We start from the raw sequence: 20999 nt of genomic DNA on the forward strand, positions 1-20999 counted from the left end.
CGTGAGGGCCCCGGAACCGACCAGGTCCCGGGGCCCTCACTCACGTACGAACAGACCTACGCGTCCTTCTTCTCCTCCAGGCGCGGGAACAGCACCGCGCCCTTGGTGACCGTGGCTCCGGCCGGGAGCAGGCCCCACGTGCCCGCGTCCTGCACCCGCTGGTCGGCGAGCGCGCCGAGCGGGGCCTCGGCGCCGAGGGAGTCCCAGAGCTGCTGGGACGTCTCGGGCATGACCGGGTTGAGGAGCACGGCGACGGCGCGGAGCGACTCGGCGGCCGTGTAGAGGATGGAAGCCAGGCGCGCCTTGCCCTCGGGCGATTCGTCCTTGGCGACCTTCCACGGCTCCTGCTCCGTGATGTAGCCGTTGACCTGCTTCACGAAGTCGAAGACGGCGAGGATGCCGCCCTGGAAGTCCAGGTCGTCGCCGACCTTCCGGTCGGCCTCCGCGACGGCCTTGGCGAGGCCCTCGCGGACCGCCTGCTCGGCCGCGCCGGGCGCCTCGTCGGCCGGCAGGGCGCCGCCGAAGTACTTGCCGACCATGGCGGCGACGCGGGACGCGAGGTTGCCGTAGTCGTTGGCCAGCTCGCTGGTGTACCGGGCGGTGAAGTCCTCCCAGGAGAACGAGCCGTCCTGGCCGAAGGCGATGGCCCGCAGGAAGTACCAGCGGTAGGCGTCCACGCCGAAGTGGGACGTCAGGTCCTGCGGCTTGATGCCCGTCAGGTTCGACTTCGACATCTTCTCGCCGCCGACCATCAGCCAGCCGTTGGCGGCGACCTTGCCGGGCAGCGGCAGGCCCTGCGCCATCAGCATCGCGGGCCAGATCACCGCGTGGAAGCGCAGGATGTCCTTGCCGACGAGGTGCACGTTCGCGGGGAAGGTGCCGTCGAACTTCGCCGGGTTCTCGTTGTACCCGACGGCCGTCGCGTAGTTCAGGAGCGCGTCGACCCAGACGTAGATGACGTGCTTGGTGTCCCACGGGACCGGGACGCCCCAGTCGAAGGTCGAGCGGGAGATGGACAGGTCCTGCAGGCCCTGCTTGACGAAGTTCACGACCTCGTTGCGCGCCGACTCGGGCTGGATGAAGCCCGGGTTGGCCTCGTAGTGCGCGAGGAGCCGCTCCGTGTACTCGCTCAGCTTGAAGAAGTAGTTCTCCTCGCTGAGCAGCTCCACCGGCTTCTTGTGGATCGGGCAGAGCTTCTCGCCCGCGAAGTCGCCCTCGCCGTCGAGCAGCTCGCCCGGGAGCTTGTACTCCTCACAGCCGACGCAGTACGGCCCCTCGTACCCGCCCTTGTAGATCTCGCCCTTGTCGTAGAGATCCTGGACGAACTCCTGCACGCGGTCCGTGTGCCGCTTCTCCGTCGTACGGATGAAGTCGTCGTTGGCGATGTTCAGGTGCTCCCAGAGGGGCCGCCAGGCCTCCTCGACGAGCTTGTCGCACCACTCCTGCGGGGAGACACCGTTCGCCTCGGCCGTGCGCATGATCTTCTGACCGTGCTCGTCCGTGCCGGTGAGGTACCACACCTTCTCGCCGCGCTGACGGTGCCAGCGCGTGAGCACGTCGCCTGCGACGGTCGTGTAGGCGTGGCCCAGGTGAGGAGCGTCGTTGACGTAGTAAATGGGGGTCGAGACGTAGTACGACTGCACGTCGTTCGCCCCCTGCTTCTCGGATCCAGTGGCCGCCATGGTCGAAATCCTAACGGCCCAATGAAGATCCACTCACATGGCGAAGGGGTCCTCGGGCAGCAGCGTGAACGCGGGGTCGTCCATGACGCCCGGCGGTACGGCCTCCGAGGCCAGCGGCGGCGGATCGGTGTGCTGCCCGTCGGCGCACGCGTGGAACGGGCCGGACGGGGAGAGCAGCCGCGCCAGGTGGGGGTCGGCGTGGTGCAGCCACCAGTTGGACATGCCGAGCGAGGGATCGTGGTGCAGGTACTCGAAGGCCCGCCACATCGAGGAGAGCCGGACGACGGACTCGGGGTGGAGCCACCAGTAGGGGCACCAGACGTGGCTGCCGTCGTCGAGGCGAGGCCGGACGACCTGGGTGAGGTAGTCGCCCACGAAGCTCGCGAGGGAGCCGAAGACCAGGCCCGCCCGGTGCTCCTCCTCGATCAGGCGGGCCCGGTCGGTGGTCTCGCCGTCGTCGGCGTCGCTGTCGTGGGCCGTCTCGCCGGGGCCGGGTTCCTGGGTGGTCATGTCGCCTCCGTCGCTGTCCGTGCCGTGGTCGTGCCGTGGGCCGCCCGGTGCGCGCGCGAGCGGGGCTCCGGCGGGGGCGCGAGCGACCGGCGTACGTGGTCGGCGTCGCCCGCGCGTCCCAGCTGGACATAGACCGCCGCGAGCGTGTCCACCGCCGTGCGCAGGGCGGTGTGGCCGGGCGGCCGCTCCCGCCGGGTCAGCCGCACCGCCGCGCGCGCCGGGGCCAGCGCGGCGCGTGCGGTGACGGGGCTGCGGGTGGCCCGGGCGCAGACCAGGTAGGTCTCCGCCTCCTCGCACAGCGCGTACGTCTGCCAGGCGACCGACTCCCCGGCGGCCTCGCGGCGGACGAGGGCGGCTCCGTCCGCCACGAGCCGCAGGGCCTCGCCGTGCCGTCCCGCGCGGGCGTACGCCAGGGCCAGGGCGACCGTGTCGGAGCCGAGCGGCGCCGCGCAGTCCGGGTCCTGCTCCCGCTCGCGGTGCACCTCGGCGACGATCCGCTCGGCGGTGCGGACCGCGGCGGCGTACCGCCGGTGCTTGCTCTGGGCACGGAGCAGACTGTGCAGCCACTGGCGCAGGCGGTACGGGGTGACGCCCATCTGCTCCAGCGGCGGGGCATCGGCCAGCGCCTTGGTGAGCAGGGGCAGAGCGAGGGACTCCCGCCCCGACAGCTCGTACTCCATGCCCAGGTCCGCCTCGTTTCTGACCTGGGCGGGCCGCCACTCCTGGTCCCGCGCGGCGAGCCCGCGCAGCAGGGGCAGCACCTCGCGCAGCAGGACCCGGTACGCGGTGGTCCGGCCCGCCGCCTCGTAGCAGCCGAGCAGGTTGATCAAGGCGTCGCACAGGTCGCCCTGGCGGTCGGCCGCCGGATCCTCGGCCGCCAGGTCGCGGCGCAGGAACACGCACTCCTGGAAGATCCGCACGGCCTCGGCCAGCTCCTGGTCGAAGTCCGCGCCCTCGAGCAAGGCGCGCCGCCGCCGATAGTGGCCGAGGTCCATGAGTCGATCGGCCACGGGGGCGTTCGGGTTCTGCCCGTAGGAGGCGGCGACGCGGCGGCGGATGTCCACGGACTTCTCAAGGGCGGTGATCGCCTCGCCCAGATCGTCGTCCGCGCGGGAGAGGACGTCGGAGAGGGCCCACAGGCCCATGGCGAGATCGCGGCCGTGCCGAGCGCGGCCCGTCCGCCGGTGGACCGCGCCCCACACGTCGACGGCCTCCCGGAGCAGCCGTAGCGCGGGCTCGCGGTGCTCCGCGAAGAACTCGGTCAAGGCCAGGTTGCGCAGGTCCTCGCCGAGCGCGGCCTCGTGCGCCTCGGGCAGGTCGGCGGCGAGACGGCGGCGGACGGCGACCGCGCGGTGCGCCAGGTCGAGGCTCTCCTGCCGCCCGCCCTGCGGGTCGTAGTTGAGCGCCTGCGACATCAGCGCGGTGGCGAGGTACGGGGCGTAGGCATCGCGGTTGACCGCCACCTGTTCGTCGAGGATGCGCAGCGACTCGTCGGTGACGCGGGTCGCCTCCTGGTAGCGGCCGTCGTTCCAGTAGCCGATGCTCTGCGAGTTGAGGCTGTCGATCAGCAGGTTCAGGTGATCGCCGGGCTGGGTGCTCTGCAGCCAGCGGCTCAGCCCGGCGGCCTCCGCGGAGAGCCGGTTGGACTTGTCGCGCCGGTCGTGGTCCCACTCGATCACCGCGGCCGTGTTCAGGTACTCGATCAGGCCGCTGCGGTACCGCTCCGGCCGCTGCCGGTCCAGGCGGCGCTGGATGGCGAGCGCGCGCCGCACGTGCCGCAGGGCCTCCTCCACCTCCTCGACGGCGCGCAGGCACTGCGCGTACAGGTCGTAGCTCGCGGCGAGGTCCGCCTCGTGGGTCCGCGGATCCGCCTCCGCGAGCTGCCGACGCGTGCCGAGAGCGGTCCGCGCGACATGCACGGCCTCGTCCCACTGCTGGACCGCGCCCAGGCGGGCCGCCAAGTGGTGCTGGTCGCGGGCGCGTTCGGCGTCCGTGGGGCCGTCGGGCCACGGGGCGTCCCGGTGACTGTCCACCAGCCGCCTGGCGAGACGCGCCGCGAACCGGCACAGGACCTGCGACTCCCGGGGCAGTGCGTCCAGACAGGCCCGCAGGGCGGCGGTGCTCGCCGGGAGGTCGGCCAGGGTGCGGTCCAGGACGGCGAGCACCGCGTGGGCGCGCTCCGGGCGGTCCTCGTTGGTGTGGGCGACGACGGCGCGGGTGAGGACGGTGAAGGCGCTGGTCCACTGCGCGTCGGAGGCGTCGGTGAGCAGCGCGGGCAGCAGCTCCGGGTCGTCGGTGACCTCCTGCGCCGCCTGGTGCTCGGCGACCCGGTCGGGGTGCAGGGTGCCCCAGTGCCGGTCGCGCGCGGCCGGGTAGAGGCCGCGCAGCCACTCGTCGAGGCGGGCCACCGGCACCGGCGGCTCGTACGGCTCGCGCGGCAGCCGGGCCAGGGTCGCGCGGGCCTCGGCGCGGTCCGCGGCGCCGCACAGGGTGGTGGCGGCGACGGCACGCCGCAGCAGCGCCTCCGTGTCCGCGCCCGGCGCGGTCGGGTCCGTGCTCAGGCCGTGGGAGACCGCCGCGCGCGCCCAGTAGTCCGACTCGTGCTGGAGCAGTGCCTGTTCGAGCAGCAGCCCCTGCCTCCGCTCGGCCCCGGCGTCCGGCAGGCCCCTCCTGAGCAGGGACTCAAGGGCGCGCATGTGCAGGGACAGCGGGCTCTCCCGGCTGTCGCTCCGGGCGGGCGGCGGCTGGATGCCGGATGCGGTCAGGGGCCAGTCCACGCCCTCGTACCCGGGGACCAGCGGCAGCAGCCGGGCCAGGTCGGCGACCGCGAGGCGGAAGGCGTCGGCGGCGGGCGCCGGGTCCCGGTACAGGGGGCCCAGGCTGAAGTCGGGGACGCCGGACGCGCGGTCGGCGGTGCCGCGGCCGGGGTCGAGGCGGCCGAGGGCGGACGTCATCCAGGTGCCGAGGGAACGGGCGAGCAGCAGCACCCGGAACCGGTCGCGGGCGTCCTCGGCCAGCGCGGCGAGGGCGCGCACCACGTCGGGGCGGGTCTCGGCGTAGTCGACGACGACGAGCGTGGGGTACCGGACGTCGACGAGCGGCCGCAGGCGCCGCTCAAGGCGGGCGGGGTCGCCGGGCAGCGCCTCGTGCCGCAGCCGCCCCGCCACCCAGCCCTCGGCGCGCAGCCGCCCCGCCAGCTCCCGGGCGAGCCGCGTCTTGCCCTGTCCGCCGGGCCCGACGAGCGTCCCGACCTGCTGCGCGGCACCGGACTCCACACACCAGGCGCGCAGCTCCCGCACCTCCTTCTCGCGCCCCCGGAACGACACGGCCTCCACGTCCGCGCGCAGCACCGTCAGCGGCGAGCGCAGCTCCCGCAGGGCGCGGACCGGCGCGAGCAGGCCCGCGAGTTCGGCCGCCTCCAGCTCGGGCGGCACCCCGCAGTGCTCCTCCACGACGGCCCGGAACACATGGTCGGCGAGCAGGTCCTCGGCCCGCGTCGCGGTCAGCCGCACGCCGCTGTCGGCCTGCCGGTCCGCCCGTACGACGCCGAGCAGCAGGTCGCCCGGCCGCTCCTCGCCCGGTACGCCGCCGGGTTCGGCGGTGAAGACGGCGGCACCTGACAGGCCTGCCCAGGGCGAGTCCAGATCGCGTCCGGCGCCGAAGACGCCGACGGGGCCCACGAGTTCGTAGCGGCGCACGGGGAAACCGGTGAGCGGATTGATCCGCGCCGAGATCTGTTCCATCGGCCCGGCGCCGGGCCCCGCGCCCTCCGCCGCGCGCTGCACGCGGGGGAAGCCGTGGCAGCACACGGACTGCCCCACGTGATGGGTGACGAGCCGCCCCCAGCGCTGCGGGCGGCGCCCGACGCGTTCCCCGAAGGACTCCGGCGGCTGCCAGGCGGTGTCGCGGATCTCCACGAGGGCGGCGTCGAGGGTGTCGGTGTCGCGGCGCCAGCGCACGGCGGCCCGGTACGGCTCGGCGCCGGGCGCGGTCACCACGGCGGGGGCGGTGCCGGGCGGGACGAGGTGGGCGGCGGTGAGGACGAGGCGGGGCGCTATGAGGTGGCCGGTGCCGGAGCGTGCGCTGCCGGGCGGGCCGTCGGCGGGTCCGTGCGCGATGACACGTATGACGCGGTCCTGCTCCAAGGATCACCTCCGCCGATGCTCAGGACTCCCCGTCCCCGATGGTCAGGTCACCCCTCGCGGCGGTGCGCGGCGTCAGCGTCAGACTCACGCGCTGGACCGCCCGCCGCGCGCTCTCCCGCCGGCCGTCGGCCTGCGCGATCCCGAACCGCAGTCCGCCGCTGCCGCCGTGCGTACGCCCCAGCTCGACCTCGAAGTCGACGGTGATCGCTTCGACGTCGAACCGCACGTCGGCGGTGCGGGCGCGGCGCTGGGCCTCGCCGATCTGCCCTCGGAGCAGGTCGAGGGCGTCGGCGAGGTCGAGCCACTCGTCGTCGCCGGGATGTCCGCTGTCGCCACCGCGCACGGGTGCCGCCCCCTCGCTCTACTCGCGTGGAAAACGTCAACACGATACGTAAGGGCCGGAGTTGACGCCATGAGATCGGCGGTACCGGATGGCCCGGCGGCTACCGGGTCACGGGCGCCAGGAGGCGAGCACGCCCTCGTACAGCTCCTTGTCGGTGAGTTCCCTCGGGTCGGGGCCCGTGAGGAAGTGCGCCGTGTTGTCCGCCTTGAGCCTGCGGAGGTAGTCGAAGGCCTTGGCGTCCTTGTCGCCGAAGGCGACGAACGAGAAGAACAGGGGGTGGCGGGCGGCGTCCGCCAGGGCCTGGTTGGCGGGGCCCTTGGTGTCCGGGGCGCCGTCGGTCTGGAAGATCACGAGGGCGGGTTCGCCGACGTGGTCCGACTTCTCGTAGTGGGCGACGACCTCCTCGATGGCGCGGTGGTAGCTGGTGCGGCCCATGCGGCCCGCGGCGGCGTGCAGCTCGTCCACGCGGTTCTCGTGGGCGTCGAGGGTGAGGTCGGCGGTGCCGTCGATGTCCGTCGAGAAGAAGACCAGGTGGACGGTGGCGGCGGGGTCCGTGTGGGCGGCGAGGGCCAGGGTCTGGTCGGCGAGGTTCTGGGCGGAGCCGTCCTTGTAGTACGGGCGCATGGAGCCGGAGCGGTCCAGGACGAGGTAGACGTGGGCTCGGGTGCCGTCCAGCTCGCGCTTGCGGAGGGCTGCGGCTGCGGCGCGGTACGCGGTGGCGAGGGTGGGGGCGGTTGCCTTCACCTTGGCCGGGGTGAGGGCGGGGCCCGCCTTGGCCGGGGCGGGCTCCACCGGGGCGGGGGTGGAGGCTTCCGGCTGCGCGGGAGCGGGCTCCGGCTCGACGGTGAGGTCCGGCTCGGCCGGGGTGGTCTCCGGCTGCGCCGGGGCGGGCTCCGCTTGGGCCGGGGCAGAGGCTTCCGGCTGCGCCGTGAGGTCGGCCGGGTTGGTCGGCTCGGTGGTGAGGGCCGAGTCGGGGGTGACGGCCTGCCGGGCGGCCGGGATGGTGGGCTTGGCCTGGGGGTCGGGCTCCGTCGGGGTGTCAGCTCCCGGGGCGGCCGGGGCTTCGGGCTCCGTGAGGGCCGGGGCTGGGGGTGTGGGTTCGCCCGGGGCGTCGAGTTCCGGGGTGACGGGGGCCGCCGCGTCCACGGTGTCCGCGCGGTCCGCCCCCTTCACGGTGTCCACCGACCCCGCAGAAGCCGTGGCGTCCGCGAGGTCTGCGGCGGCCTCGGGTGCCTCCTTGTCCTCCGGGGCCTTCGGGGCATCCAGGTCCTCCGGGGACTCGGGGGCCACCGGCGCCTCGGGGGCCGTGGCGTCCGCCTGGGCAGTGGGGGCCTCGGGGGCAGGGGGCGGCTCCGGGGCCGGGGTTGCCGTGGGGGCACCCTGATGTTGGGAGTCACGGGTGGGCGGGTGGGAGTCATCCGCTGCGGAGCGGTGGGCCGGGACACGCACCGTCACGTTGTCGAAGGCCTCAGCCACCAACGCCTCGGCGGCGGACCGCCTACCGCCGCCGGCCCGGGGCGCACTCTCCGACGTACCACCGCCAGCGGCACCCGCCGCAGAGCCGCCCGTCACCGACGCACCCGCCTCCGCCGCCCTCGGCGCGCTCTCCACAGGCGCAGCCGAGCCCGACGCTTCGTCGGACACCGCCGAGGCCGAGCGCGCCTCAGGCACCGCCGAGCCCGAGCGCGCCTCAGGCACCGCAGAGGCCGACGCCTCCCCGGACACCGCCGAGCCCGAGGCCCCCTCGGACACCGTAGAGGCCGAAGCCGAGCCCGGCTCGACCTCAGGAACCGTAGAGGAAGAAGACCGTCGGAAGACGGCTCGCAGACGTCCCAGAATGCCCATGTGCGCAACCCTTCGCATGACTTGTTCCCGCAGCCGGCCCCTGGCCATGAGAGACACGTAAGGTTAGCGGCCACCGCTCGGGGGGAGCAGTCGGGCCGGACCTGACACGGATTCACCCGCCGTTCATCCGCAGTCCCCCGTAGGTCCTGCCGCCACCCCTAGCCTCCAGCCGGAATCACCGGCAAAAAGAAGCCAAAGCGCCGTCAACCGGCCACCCATGGAGGACCCCGTGCGCAAGCTGCTGCCCCTGATCACCTCTCACCCGGGCGGCTCCGGCGGCCGCTCGGCCATGACGTGCCGGTTCCGCTGCGGTGACGCCTGCTTCCACCCGGTGCCCAACACCAGCGACAACGAGTACATGGGTGACGTCATAGCCGGGGCCCTGAGCCGCCGCTCGATGATGCGCGCCGCGGCCGTGGTCACCGTCGCGGCCTCCGCCGCGGGCGGCCTCGCCCTCGGCCCCGGCGCCGCGGAGGCCCAGGCCGCCGCCGGAGAAGCCGCGGCCGCCGAGGCGAAACGCAGAGGGAAAAAGGCGGCCCGCGGCCTCCGCTTCACGCCCGTCGCCCCGAACACCGCCGACACGGTCACCGTCCCCGGCGGCTACGGCCAGAACGTCGTGATCCGCTGGGGCGAGCCCATCCTGCGCGGCGCCCCGGCGTTCCACGCGGACAAGCAGACCGCCAAGGCACAGGCGGGCCAGTTCGGCTACAACAACGACTTCCTCAGCCTGCTCCCGCTGCGCGGCGAGAAGCACGGCGAGGAGCACGGCCGTCAGGTCCTCGTGGCGAACCACGAGTACACGGACGAAATCCTGATGTTCAAGGGGTACGACGCCAAGAACCCCACCCGCGAGCAGGTCGAGATCGCCTGGGCCGCGCACGGCCTGTCCGTGGTCGTGGTCGAGGGCGAGCGCAGGACGGGCGCCCTGCGCGCCGTACCGCGCCACCAGCTGAACCGGCGCCTCACCACCACCAGCAAGTTCCACCTCACAGGACCGGCGGCCCGCAGCGAGCTCGTCCGCACGAAGGCCGACCCGCGCGGCGTCACCGTCCTCGGCACGCTCAACAACTGCTCGGGCGGCACCACCCCGTGGGGCACGACGCTGCACGGCGAGGAGAACTTCAACCAGTACTTCGGCCACGCGGACAAGGTGACGGACCCGACGCAGGCGGCGCGCCTGAAGCGGTACGGCGTCGCGGGCGGCGAGTCCGAGCGCAAGTGGGAGCGTTTCGACGACCGCTTCGACCTCACCAAGGAGCCGAACGAGCCCAACCGCTTCGGCTGGGTCGTCGAGCTGGACCCGTACGACCCGGACTCCGTCCCGCGCAAGCGCACCGCGCTCGGCCGCTTCAAGCACGAGGGCGCCCAGCCCCGTCTGACCAGCGACGGCCGCCCGGTCGTGTACATGGGCGACGACGAGCGCTTCGACTACGTCTACAAGTTCGTCGGCAGCAAGCGGATGGCGAAGGGCAACTCCCGCTGGGCCCGCGAGCACAACCTGACGCTCCTCGACGAGGGCACGCTGTACGTCGCCAAGTTCACCGGTGACTCCCCGGCCGCGGAGATCGACGGTACGGGCAAGCTGCCGTCCGACGGCGAGTTCGACGGCAGCGGCACGTGGATCCCGCTGGCCACCGCGTACGCGGGCGGCAAGGCCGTCAGCCACGTCGAGGGCATGACCGCCGACGAGGTGTACGTCTTCACGCGCCTCGCCGGTGACAAGGTCGGCGCCACGAAGATGGACCGCCCCGAGGACATCGAGCCCTCCCCGAGCAGCGGCAAGGTGTACGTCGCCCTGACGAACAACACCGACCGCGGCAAGCCCGGCAAGGACGGCGCCGACGAGGCCAACCCGCGCAACCTCAACAAGCACGGGCAGGTGCTCGAGCTCACGGAGTCCAGGAACCGGCCGGAGTCCACCCGCTTCGGCTGGAACCTCTTCCTCGTCGCGGGCGACCCGAACGACCCGGCCACCTACTTCGCGGGCTTCCCGAAGGACAAGGTCAGCCCCATCTCCTGCCCCGACAACGTGGCCTTCGACCCGCACGGCAACCTGTGGATCTCCACCGACGGCAACCAGCTCGGCTCCCACGACGGCCTGTTCGGCGTCGCCACGAAGGGCGACCGGCGCGGTGAGCTGAAGCAGTTCCTCACCATGCCGAAGGGCGCGGAGACCTGCGGCCCGCTCGTCCAGGAGCGCCGCGTCCTGGTGGCCGTGCAGCACCCGGGCGAGATCGACGGCGCGTCCGTCGAGAAGCCCGCGAGCGTCTGGCCCGACGGCCCCGGCAAGATCGTCCGCCCGGCGGTCGTGTCGGTGTGGCGCAAGGACGGCGGGGACATCGGCGTCTAGTACGCCGAGCGGTGCCGCTGCTCGCGTTGCTTTCGTGAGTACGTGAAGGGGGCGCCCCCCGGGGGAGGGGCGCCCCCTTCACGTACCGCGTGCTGCTGGTCGTGTCACTGGCCCTGCTGCTTGCGCCGGTACATCGCGAAGCCGAGGCCCGCCGCGCCGAGCGCCGCCATGCCGCCGCCCGCGGCGACCAGCGGGGTGCCGTGCGAGGCCGGGGTGGCGTTCTCGGCACCGGCCTTCACACCGCCCTGCGGGACGGCGCGGTCGGACGCCGAGGTGCCCGTGCCGGTCCCGGTGCCCGTGCCGGTCGCCGTGCCGCCGGTGTGCGTCTTCGGCTTGCCGCCGGTGCGGCCGTCGACCCAGCCCTTCATGGTGCCGTTCGGGTAGAGCACGAAGTGGGCGCCGTTGTGCTGGCCGTACGCCGCCTTGTTGCCGCGCTGCTTCAGGGTGTCCCAGACGATCTTCTTGCCGCTGCTCGGGGACTTGCCGATCATGTCGGCCTCGTACCCGGCCTTGGTCCTGTAGACCTTGGCGTCGAAGCCGGACTTGCCGAGGTTCTTGTACTCGCGGACGAAGGTCCGCTTCTTCGCGGGCTGCGGCTTGGGCTTCGGCGGGGTCGGCTTGCCGGTCTTGGTGATGCCGCCGTCGGCGGCGAGCGTGAACGTACAGCCGTTGATCTTCGTGGACGCGGGCTTGATGTACGCCTTCAGGGAGCCCTTGGCCTTGCCGTTCAGGAAGATCTGCGCCTTGGCGCTGCGGGCGGAGGCGTTCACGTCGACCTTGGCGGTCCAGCCGTGGCCGAGGGAGACGGTGCCCTTGGAGACCCAGCCGCCGGGCACCGGCTTGTCCTTGTCCCGGTCGCGGTTGTCCTGGTCGCCGCCGGACTTGTGGACCGAGCCGTCGGGGCCCAGCACGAACGTGTAGGTGTCGATCTTCGTGCTCGCCGACCGGCCCTCGGCGCTCAGCGAGCCCTTGGGGGTGCCGTCCAGGGATATCTGCGCCTTGGCGGACCGCGCGGAGGCGTTCACCTCGACGTCGGCGGTCCAGCCGCCGCCCAGCGAGACGGTGCCCTTGGACTCCCAGCCGCCGGGGACCGGCTTGTCGGGGTCGGTGTTGTCGTCGGGCGTGGTCTTGTCGTCCGGGGTGGTCTTGTCGTCGGGCGTCGTCTTGTCGTCCGGGGTGGTCTTGTCGTCCGGGCCCGGCGTCGGGGTGACCTGGTCGTCGGGCTTCGGGGTCGGTGCGACCTCGTCGTCCGGCTTCGGCGCCGGGGTGGCCTCGTCGTCCGGGGCGACGTGGGACCGCGGGGTGGACGGTGCGTCCGCGAACGCCGCGGTGGTGGGGACGGCGAGCGCGGCGATCGCGCCGGTGGCGATGGCGGCGGTGCGGATGGTGCGTCGGGTGGCGCGCATGGCGTGAACTTCCCTCGTGGCTGGCTTACGAACTGTCCGTCTTTGTGCCCCTTTGCGGTGGCGACGGATATGAAGCTACGGGCGCCATGTGTGCGTCATCCGTAGGGAACGTAACAACCGGCCGGATACCGTGACGCGGAACCGTAAAACGGAGAAAACCGCAGGTCGGAGGGGGTTTAGAGAGGGGTGGGGCGAAGGTCCTGAGAAGCTGCGGGACCAAGGTCCGGGGGTGGGGCGGGGGCGGTGACGGGGGTGGGGGCGGAGACCGGTATCGCCACGGGGATCGGCACCGGGGCGGTGACTCGGTCGTCGTCGTATCTCCCGTCGTATCTCGCGTCGGGTCTCCCGCTGGGTCTGCCGCTGCCCCTGCCGCCGAGCAGCCAGTCCTGGTACGCCGGGGCCTCCGCGGCGGCCTCCCAGTACGCGGCCTCCAGCTCGCCGTAGACCGCGTCGAGCTCCGCCGTCGTACGGGCGGCGACCAGGAGGCGGACGCCGAGCGGATCGCCGGCCAGGGGTCTGACCGCCATGTCGGGTCTCGCCACCGAGGTGGGCTGGCAGACGGTGACGACCTCGCCGGTGGCGACCAGGGTGGCGGCGGTGAGGTAATCGCCGTGCAGGACACGCGGGTTGAGACCGGCCTCCCGCAACACCCTTTGCAGTCCGTCCCATTCGCCGTCGACCGTCGGGTCCACCATCCAGCGGTCGGCGGCGAGGTCGGTGAGGTGGACGACGTCCTTGCGGGTCGCGGGGTGGTCGGCGGCGAGCGACACGAACTGCGGCTCGCGGTCGACGAGGACACGCCGGCGCAGTCCGTCGGGCAGGCGCAGCGGGCAGCCCTCGACCTCGTGGACGAAGGCGATGTCAAGCTGACCGGCGGCCACCATTTGCAGGAGCGCGTTCGCGGAGACGTCCATCTGGAGGGAGGTCTCGGTGCCCGGCATGCGGTGCCTGAGCCGGCGCAGCCAGCCCGGTATGGCGCGGCTCGCGGTGGAGCCGATGCGCAGCTGCGGGGTGCCGTCGTCGGCGCGCGCCGCGGTGGCCCTGGCCTCGGTGACCAGGGCACGCATCTCCACGACCAGGGGGCGGGCGCGGCTCAGGACGACGCGGCCGAGGGGGGTGGGGCGGCAGCCGGTGCGCTCGCGGGCGAAGAGCTGGCCGCCGACGGCGTGCTCGATGCGGCGCAGCTGGGTGGTCAGGGAAGGCTGGCTCATGCCGAGTTGGCGGGCGGCCTTGTGCAGGCTTCCGGTGTCGGCGATGGCACAGAGTGCGCGGAGATGCCTGACCTCGAGCTCCATGGGCGTGAGACTAGAACGGCTGACGTGCTCACACCAGCCTCCCAAACCCCTACGGACCCCCACGAGTTGGCACGTATGGACGGTGTCCGGATGTGCGGCGATAGCACCGCCCTATCGCCATCTGCCATCATCCGCCGGCGCCGTGGCTCCCCGACACTCACGGGTACCGAAACGTTCACCTTTCACCGAACGAGTAGGGAGCCCCCCACATGCACAAGCGTTATCTGTCCGTCGCCGCCGCCCTCGGCCTCGCCGCCGCCGCGCTCGGAACGTCGACCGTCGCCTCGGCCGCCGACTCCCCCCGGGCGGGTGCCGAGAAGTCCTCGGTGTCCACGGCCGCCTCCGTCGCCCGCTACCAGGGCTCCGGTGAAGAGGCCGCCGCGAACAAGGCGTTCTTCGACGCGGTCGTCAAGGCCGTCGCCGAGAAGCGCGCCGCCAACCCGGGCGCCAAGGCCGTCACCGTGACGTACAACGCCTCGCAGGCTCCGACCTTCCGTCAGCAGATCGCGTCCTCCACCTCCATATGGAACGCCGCGGTCACCAACGTCAAGCTCCAGCAGGGCAGCAGTGGTGCCAGCTTCTCGTACCGCGAGGGCAATGACCCGCGTGGTTCGTACGCCAGCACCGACGGCCACGGCCGTGGCTACATCTTCCTCGACTACCGGCAGAACCAGCAGTACAACTCCACTCGCGTCACCGCCCACGAGACCGGGCACGTCCTCGGTCTTCCCGACAACTACCGGGGCCCGTGCTCCGAGCTGATGTCGGGCGGCGGGCCCGGCACGTCCTGCCAGAACGCCCAGCCCAACGCGGCTGAGCGTGCCCGGGTCGACCGGCTGTGGGCGAACGGTCTGGCGAAGGCGATGAAGCAGGTCCAGAAGCAGGGCTGAGACATTCCCCAACCCCGCCCCTTCCCGAACCGGGGGCTGCCGCCCCCGGACCTCCGCTGATCGGCGCTTCGCGCCTCGTCCTCAAACGCCGGACGGGCTGAAACCAGCCCGTCCGGCGTTTGAGGAGCGGGGGTCTGGGGGCGGAGCCCCCAGTTTCGGGAAGGGGTGGGACTGGGGCGCACCTGCGAGGCCCCTACGCCCGCGGTGACGCGACCGCCCGCGCCGCCCCCACCTCCTGCCGGAGGGGATCGAGCACGCTGTCCTTGGACGACCCGGTGAACTCCACCGGAACCGGCACCAGAACCTCCACCTCCCGAAGGCCCTCGGCCAGCTCCCGCAACTGCCGGGACACCTCGGCCACTTCCCCGGCCCCGGGAGACTCGGCCCCGTGCCGCACCCGCACCCGCGCCGCCGTCGTCGCGTCGACGATCCGTTCGACGGCGACGACGAGCGGCCACCATGCGGCGGCACGCGCGCCGGTCGGCGGTGGCTCGGTGAGGGCGCGCTGGAACTCGGTGCGGATGTCGGAGAGGTCGCGGTAGAGGCGGCGCCGCATCCGGGCCCGCGCGGCGGGCGCGGTGGCGTCGGATCCGGGACCGAAGGCGCACTCGACGTAGCGGGCCGTGTCGGAGACGGCGTCGGCGAGCCGGTCGCCGATGCGGGTGTGCCAGCTCTCGGGCCACAGCAGATACCCCGCGACGAGCGCGATGCCGCAGCCGATGAGGCTGTCGACGAGGCGCGGCACGACGAGCCCGAAGCCCTGGTGGTTGAGGACGTCGGACAGCAGCAGGATGACGGGGGTGATGGCGGCTGTCTGGTAGCCGTAGCCGCGCGGGGTGAGCGCGGGGATGAGGGTGGCGAGGACGAGGACGACGGGGACGTCCCACCAGCCGCGTTCCACGGCGGAGAGGACGGCTGCGGCCACGACCAGGCCGACCGCCGTGCCGAGCGCCCGGAGCACCGCCCGCGAGAACACCGAGCCGAAGTCGGGCTTGAGGACGAACGTGATGGTCAGGGCCACCCAGTACGAGCGCGGTACGTCGATGAGGGACACCAGCGCCTGGGCGATGCCGATGCACAGGGCGAGGCGCAGGCCGTAGCGCCAGGACGCCCCCGACAGGATGACGTTGCGGGTGGCGCGGCGGGCACGGACCCGTAGCGCGGCCGGGCGGCCGAGGCGGTCCTCGGCGTGCACGACGGTGAGCGGGTCGGGGTCGGCGAGGGTGTCGGCGGCGTGCTTCAGGGCGTGGTGCACGGCGCGGGCGGCCGCGCCGTGCGGCTCGGGGAGTTCTTCGGGCAGGCCGAGGTCGCCGTAGCCGCTGCCGCTGTGGTGGCCGCCGCCGGGTTCGCCGCGTTCGCCGCGTTCGCCGCGTTCGCCGCGTTCACCGCGTTCTCCCCGTTCGCCGCGTTCTCCCCGTTCTCCCCGTTCCACGGCCTTGGCCAGCTCCCGCATGGCCGCGGGGAGTTCGGGCGGGAGCTTCTCGCCGTACCGGTGGGCGACCGGGGCGGCCTCCACGACCGGGGTGACGGCGTTGAGTTCGGCGATCAGGCGGACCAGGTCGGGGCTGCGGCCGTGGTCGCGGGTGCGGCGGGCGAGGACCAGGTCGTACGCCTGGTTGAGGGACGCGGTGACGGCCGCGCGGGCCTTGTCGTACGCCTCGTCGTCGCCGTCGCCGGTGCCCGCGGCGTCCAGGAGGGCGGCGGCGTCGCGGTACGTCGCGGCGACCGCGGCGCGTTCCGGTACGCCGGAGCGCAGGGGCCACGCGAGGAGGGCCAGGGCGAGGACGAGGAGGCCGCCGCCCGTCATCAGGGCGGGGGCGAGCCACCACGCGCCGGGGAGGGGGAGGCCCGCGCCGATCACGCAGTTGAGCAGCAGCAACAGTCCCGATACGGAGGCGACCGCGCCGATCGTCGACATCATGCCGGAGATCAGGGCGACCAGGGTCACCGCCGCGACCGCCGTCCAGCCGTGGCCGAAGACCAGGGCTCCCAGGGTGACGCCCAGGGCGCCGAACAGCTGCGGTACCGCGATGTTCAGGATCCGCATGCGGTACGCGTCCGCCGTGTCGCCGATCACCCCTGACAGGGCGCCCATCGCGGCCAGGGCGCCGTAGGTCGGTTTTCCGGCCGCCGTGCCGATGGCCAGGGGGAGCGACATTCCGATCGCCGCGCGGGTGACGGCTGCCCAGGGGATGGGGGCGGGTTGCGGTTTGAGCGACCTGACCAGCCAGTCGGGAGGGGTGAGGGTGCGGTGCCGCATGGGCTCATTATCGCCCGGGGCCGCGTGGCCCTCTCGGGTGGGACAGCGCGCTCCCTGGGCCTGCTGCCCAACAGCCCGGCACCCTCAGCCCCGCCGGGGTCACCCCCGCATCGGCGCTCCGCGCCTCGTCCTCAATCGCCGGACGGGCTTCCTCCCACCCACCCGCCCAACCTCGGCCCATCCGAGCAACAGCCCGGCACCCTCAGCCCCGCGGCACCTCTCCCCGCCCCGCAGTGCCTTTCCGGCCCGCCCCGGGGATATTTCAGCCCGTCCGGCGTTTGAGGACGAGGCGCGGAGCGCCGATCGAGGGTGCCCCCGGCCCAGGGCAACGGGGCACCCACCCGCGGGGTCCAGGGGCGGAGCCCCGGTTTCGGAGAAGGGGCGGGACCGGGGCGCCCCGCGAGGACGGCGACGGCCGCCCGTGCGCTGGGGAGAGCGCGGGGCGGCCGTCGTCGCGGTGAGGCCCGGGCGCGGGGCCCGGGGCCGTGGGTCTCAGGGGCCGGGCTTCGGGGCCGTGGCAGCGGCCCCGTCGGAGGCAGGCGCGGCAGCACCCGCCTCGGCGGGCGCACCAGCACCCGCCGACTCCGTACCGGCCTCCGGGACCACCACCGCGTCTGCGGGCGCACGGTCCTTCATCAGGAGGAGAGAGAGGGCCGCAGCGACGAGGACACCCACGGCCCCGACCACGAAGCTCGCGGACATCGCCTCGGTGAACGCGTCCCGAGCGGTGTCGACGAGGGCGGTGTTGCCGGTGCGCGCGGCCTCCGCGAAGGCTTCGACGATGGATTCGTCGGCCTTGCCGGGAACGTCGGCGGGCATCTCGTTGCCGTACGTGTGGGACAGGATGGAGCCGAGGACGGCGACGCCGAGGGCGGCACCGGCCTGCTGGACGGTGTCGTTGAGGGCGGAGCCGACCCCGGCGTGCTCGGCGGGGACGGCGCCCATGAGGGCGGCCTGCGCGGCCGGCATGGCGAGGCCGCCACCCATGCCCATGAGGACCATGGCGACGGTGACCATGCCGAAGCCGTCACCGGGCTGCAGCGTGGTGAGGGTGAAGAACCCGGCGGCGGTGATGGTCAGACCGAGGGCCACCATCACGCGGTTGCCGGCCTTCTGGCCGAGCGTGGCGCCGAGGGTGTTGAAGACGAGGGAGGCGACGGCGAGCGGCGCGAAGGCCCAGCCGGTGTCGGTGGGGGAGTACTCCAGGACGAACTGGAGGTACTGGCTGAGGACGAGCATCAGGCCGCCGTTGGCGAAGGTCAGCAGCACGATGGAGAAGCTGGCACCGGTGAAGACCCGGTTGCGGAAGAGGGACAGCGGCACCATCGGCTCGGCCACACGGGTCTCCCAGACGGCGAAGCCGACCAGGCAGAGCACGGTCACGATCGCGGCGACGTACACCTTCGGGTCGTCGAGTCCGACCTTCGGCCACTCGGTGATGGTCCAGACGAGGGCCACCATGCCGACGACCGACAGGACCATGCCGACCGGGTCGGCCTTGCGCCAGGGGCCCTTGGACTCGGGCATCAGGACGAGCGCGGCGACGATGGCGAGCACGGCGATCGGGACGTTGATCAGGAAGACCGCGCCCCACCAGAAGTGACCGATCAGCGCGCCGCCGAGGACGGGGCCGCCGACGAGTCCGACCATCGCCACGGCGCTCCAGGCCGCGATGGCCTTGGGCCGCTCGTCCTCGTCGAAGACGGTGATGAGGATCGACAGGGTGCTCGGCATGATCAGCGCGCCGCCGACGCCCATCAGGACGCGTCCGGCGATCAGCTGCTCGGGCGACTCGGCGACCGTGGCGAGCAGGGAGGCCGCGCCGAAGAGCACCAGGCCGATGATCATCACCTTGCGGCGCCCGAACCGGTCCGAGAGCGATCCGGAGGTCAGCAGCAGACCGGCGAACACCAGCATGTACGAGTCGAGGATCCACTGGAGGTCCGAGGCGCTCGCGTCCAGGTCCTCCGCGATCGGCGGGACGGACACGGTCAGGACCATGTTGTCGACGACCAGGACCAGCGTGCTCAGGCAGAGCACGACCAGGATCAGCCACCGCTTGGGATCCCGCGCCACCGCCTTCGCGGTCGCCGCCTTCGTTTCCGACCCGTCCATCTCCGGACCTCCCCAATGAGCAACGAGTGATGCGCGAACGCTCCGTACGGCGTTCGCCAACTCCGCACACTGTACGTACGCCGTACAGTGTTCGCAACATCCGAACGGCGTGCGCCCGCTGCGCTAGGGTGGAGGGGACGAGACGCACTCGCCGAGCAGAAAAGGGGTGGCCGCATGCCACGCGCCGCGCAGCCGACCAAGCCGTCGTCCGACCCGTCGACCGGATCCGTGTGGACGCGTCCACAGCGCTCACGCCGCGAGCAGCCCGCGCTCAGCCGCGACCAGATCGTCGCCGAGGCCGTCGCCCTGCTCGACGCCGACGGCATCGAGGCGCTGAGCATGCGCAAGCTCGGCACCCGCCTGAACGCCGGGGCCACCTCGCTCTACACGCACGTGTCCAACAAGGACGAGCTGATCGAGCTGGTCGTGGACCAGGTCTACGGCGAGATCGAGGTGCCGAAGGCGGCATCGCGCGCCGAGTGGCGCGCCGCCGCCCTGGAGTGCGGCAACAACGTGCGCTCCGTGATCCTCGGGCACCCCTGGATCGCCTCCGTGCTCGGCGAGATGGGCATGTCGTACCTGGGGCCGAACATGATGCGGCTCACCGAGGACATGCTGGAGCTCTTCGAGTCCGGCGGCTTCGACCTGGACCAGGGCGAGATGGCGCTCAAGACCATCTGGTCGTACGTCCTCGGCATCGCCGCCACCGAGGCCGCCTGGATGACGGCGCTGGCCCGCAGCGGCCAGAGCGAGGACGAGTGGCTCGCGGGCATGGCGTCGATCGCCGAGCAGGCCATGGCTCCCTACCCGCGCATGCGCCGGCTGTACGCCGAGCAGACCGCGGGCGCCGTCGACGAGACCCGGCGCAGCAACTTCGACCAGGGGCTCGACTGCATCCTGGACGGGCTTGAGGCCCAGCGCAGGCAGTAGGCCCGGAGGCGGGGGCAGGCCCGGCCGGGGTCACGCTCCGGGTGGGCGACGCCCGAATGGCTCGTCCCGCGTGGCCCTCCGCGCGGGCGCGCCCAAGGCTCGGACCATGGACTCTGCACAGCGCGACACGACCTCCCCCGCCTCCGGCCCCACCCTGTTCGCCGGTGTCCTGATGCTCGTCAACGGCGTCCTCAGCGTCCTCGCGGGCATCACGGGCATCGCGAAGGACGACGTGTACGCCCGCCTCGGTGACTACGTCTACAAGTTCAACCTCACCACCTGGGGCTGGATCCACCTGGTGCTCGGGGTGGTCGTCGCCGTCACCGGCTGGGGCGTCCTCAAGGGCATGGACTGGGCCCGGGGCGCGGGCGTGGGCCTCGCGGCGGTGAGCATCGTCGCCCAGTTCCTGTGGCTGCCGTACACACCCCTGTGGGCGCTGGTCTCGATCGCGCTCGGCATGTTCGTGATCTGGGCGCTGTGCGCGGACGGGTCGGGCGCGGACCGGTCCGGGGCGGACGCTTCCGGCACGGGCGGCTCGCGCGCGGGCGGCCCCGGCGACCCGGGCGCCGACCGTCCCGGCGCGGCCCCCGGCCTGTGAACCCGCCCGCCGCCGCCCTCGGCGACCAGCTCGTCGCCAAGTGGACCTCGCCGCAGGGCGCACGGCTCCGCGCCGCGGGCGCGAAGATCGTCGACGGTCTGCTCGAACTCGGCCCGCTCACCCACGAGCGGGCCGGGCGCATGCTGGGCTGGCCGCCGCACGAGGTCCTGCCCCGCTTCGAGGCCATGGACTTCCGCCTGGAGACCGACCCCGACGGCAACATCATCGGCGCGGGCGTCTCCCTGAACGCCGACCGCCCGCACTCGATGGAGCTGCGCGGCCGCACCGTGCGCGGCTGGTGCGCCCTGGACGCCCTGATGTTCCCCGTCGTCCTCGACGAGTCGGTCTCCCGGATCACCTCGCGCTGCGCCACCACCGGCGAGCCCGTCCACGCCACCGTCACCCCGTCCGGCGTCCGCGACGTCCACCCCGCCACGGCCGCCGTCACCCTGGCCCCGGCCACCGGCGCCGACATCCGCGAGGTCTTCTGCGACCGCGTCAACTTCTACGCCAGCGAGGCCCTGGCGACGGACGCCACCCTCCAGGACACGGACCTGGCGGTCTGCTCGACGGCGGAGGCGTGGACGGTGGCGAAGCGCCTGGCTGACCTGTTCTGAGAAGGGTGGGTGG

The 20999-nt window shown here is 73.0% G+C and carries 14 protein-coding genes; 5 read left to right on the top strand and 9 right to left on the bottom strand.

Annotated elements, in window-relative coordinates; genetic code table 11:
* Positions 1 to 56: 56 nt before the first annotated feature.
* The 5 genes from metG to AB6L24_RS25455 all read right to left on the bottom strand — a co-directional run bounded on the left by metG (position 57) and on the right by AB6L24_RS25455 (position 7970).
* Entirely contained in the window at positions 57 to 1682 is a 1626-nt protein-coding gene (gene metG, locus AB6L24_RS25435; protein WP_405658792.1) for a methionine--tRNA ligase, read from the bottom strand.
* A gap of 33 nt (positions 1683 to 1715) precedes the next feature.
* A complete protein-coding gene (locus tag AB6L24_RS25440; protein ID WP_405658795.1) occupies positions 1716 to 2192 on the bottom strand; it encodes a DUF4913 domain-containing protein in 477 nt (158 codons plus the stop codon).
* Complete coding sequence (locus AB6L24_RS25445; protein ID WP_405658797.1) at positions 2189 to 6337, bottom strand: trypsin-like peptidase domain-containing protein; 4149 nt, start codon at positions 6335 to 6337, stop codon at positions 2189 to 2191. Before AB6L24_RS25445 ends, AB6L24_RS25440 begins: the two co-directional genes overlap by 4 nt.
* A gap of 19 nt (positions 6338 to 6356) precedes the next feature.
* The gene (locus AB6L24_RS25450) at positions 6357 to 6680 is read right to left on the bottom strand and encodes a trypco2 family protein (protein WP_405658800.1); all 324 of its coding nucleotides are present in this window, start codon (positions 6678 to 6680) and stop codon (positions 6357 to 6359) included.
* 108 nt (positions 6681 to 6788) lie between these two features.
* Positions 6789 to 7970, bottom strand: a complete 1182-nt coding sequence (locus AB6L24_RS25455) for a VWA domain-containing protein (protein WP_405658802.1) — start codon at positions 7968 to 7970, stop codon at positions 6789 to 6791.
* Between the two features lie 784 nt (positions 7971 to 8754).
* Between AB6L24_RS25455 and AB6L24_RS25460 the strand changes: the two genes are divergently transcribed.
* Positions 8755 to 10875, top strand: coding sequence for a PhoX family protein (locus tag AB6L24_RS25460; RefSeq protein WP_405658804.1), 2121 nt, complete (start codon positions 8755 to 8757; stop codon positions 10873 to 10875).
* A 104-nt stretch (positions 10876 to 10979) separates the two neighbouring features.
* On the opposite strand, the gene AB6L24_RS25465 is transcribed toward AB6L24_RS25460, so the two are convergent.
* Positions 10980 to 12281 (bottom strand): hypothetical protein, encoded by a 1302-nt coding sequence (locus AB6L24_RS25465; RefSeq protein WP_405658806.1) that lies wholly within the window; start codon positions 12279 to 12281, stop codon positions 10980 to 10982.
* A 176-nt stretch (positions 12282 to 12457) separates the two neighbouring features.
* Positions 12458 to 13576 carry a LysR family transcriptional regulator gene (locus AB6L24_RS25470; RefSeq protein ID WP_405658808.1) on the bottom strand — a complete coding sequence of 373 codons (1119 nt, stop codon included), beginning with the start codon at positions 13574 to 13576 and terminating at the stop codon, positions 12458 to 12460.
* 209 nt (positions 13577 to 13785) lie between these two features.
* Between AB6L24_RS25470 and snpA the strand changes: the two genes are divergently transcribed.
* Positions 13786 to 14466 (top strand): snapalysin, encoded by a 681-nt coding sequence (snpA, locus tag AB6L24_RS25475; RefSeq protein ID WP_405658811.1) that lies wholly within the window; start codon positions 13786 to 13788, stop codon positions 14464 to 14466.
* 193 nt (positions 14467 to 14659) lie between these two features.
* Here snpA and AB6L24_RS25480 read toward each other — a convergent pair whose 3' ends face one another.
* Together AB6L24_RS25480 and AB6L24_RS25485 are read right to left on the bottom strand one after the other, a co-directional pair.
* Positions 14660 to 16726: an FUSC family protein gene (locus AB6L24_RS25480; protein WP_405658813.1), complete on the bottom strand. Its 2067-nt coding sequence runs from the start codon at positions 16724 to 16726 to the stop codon at positions 14660 to 14662.
* Between the two features lie 492 nt (positions 16727 to 17218).
* Positions 17219 to 18841, bottom strand: coding sequence for an MFS transporter (locus AB6L24_RS25485; RefSeq protein WP_405658815.1), 1623 nt, complete (start codon positions 18839 to 18841; stop codon positions 17219 to 17221).
* A gap of 174 nt (positions 18842 to 19015) precedes the next feature.
* On the opposite strand from AB6L24_RS25485, the gene AB6L24_RS25490 reads away from it, so the two are divergent.
* The 3 genes from AB6L24_RS25490 to merB all read left to right on the top strand — a co-directional run bounded on the left by AB6L24_RS25490 (position 19016) and on the right by merB (position 20986).
* A complete protein-coding gene (locus tag AB6L24_RS25490) occupies positions 19016 to 19771 on the top strand; it encodes a TetR/AcrR family transcriptional regulator (RefSeq protein WP_405658817.1) in 756 nt (251 codons plus the stop codon).
* Positions 19772 to 19877: 106 nt separating this feature from the next.
* The gene (locus AB6L24_RS25495) at positions 19878 to 20369 is read left to right on the top strand and encodes a hypothetical protein (protein ID WP_405658818.1); all 492 of its coding nucleotides are present in this window, start codon (positions 19878 to 19880) and stop codon (positions 20367 to 20369) included.
* The gene (gene merB, locus AB6L24_RS25500; protein ID WP_380842822.1) at positions 20366 to 20986 is read left to right on the top strand and encodes an organomercurial lyase; all 621 of its coding nucleotides are present in this window, start codon (positions 20366 to 20368) and stop codon (positions 20984 to 20986) included. The genes AB6L24_RS25495 and merB overlap by 4 nt, the downstream gene beginning before the upstream one ends.
* The last annotated feature ends 13 nt before the right edge of the window (positions 20987 to 20999 follow it).

The organism is Streptomyces sp. RK9 (genome assembly GCF_045070545.1).
In the GTDB taxonomy this organism is placed as follows: domain Bacteria; phylum Actinomycetota; class Actinomycetes; order Streptomycetales; family Streptomycetaceae; genus Streptomyces; species Streptomyces alboflavus.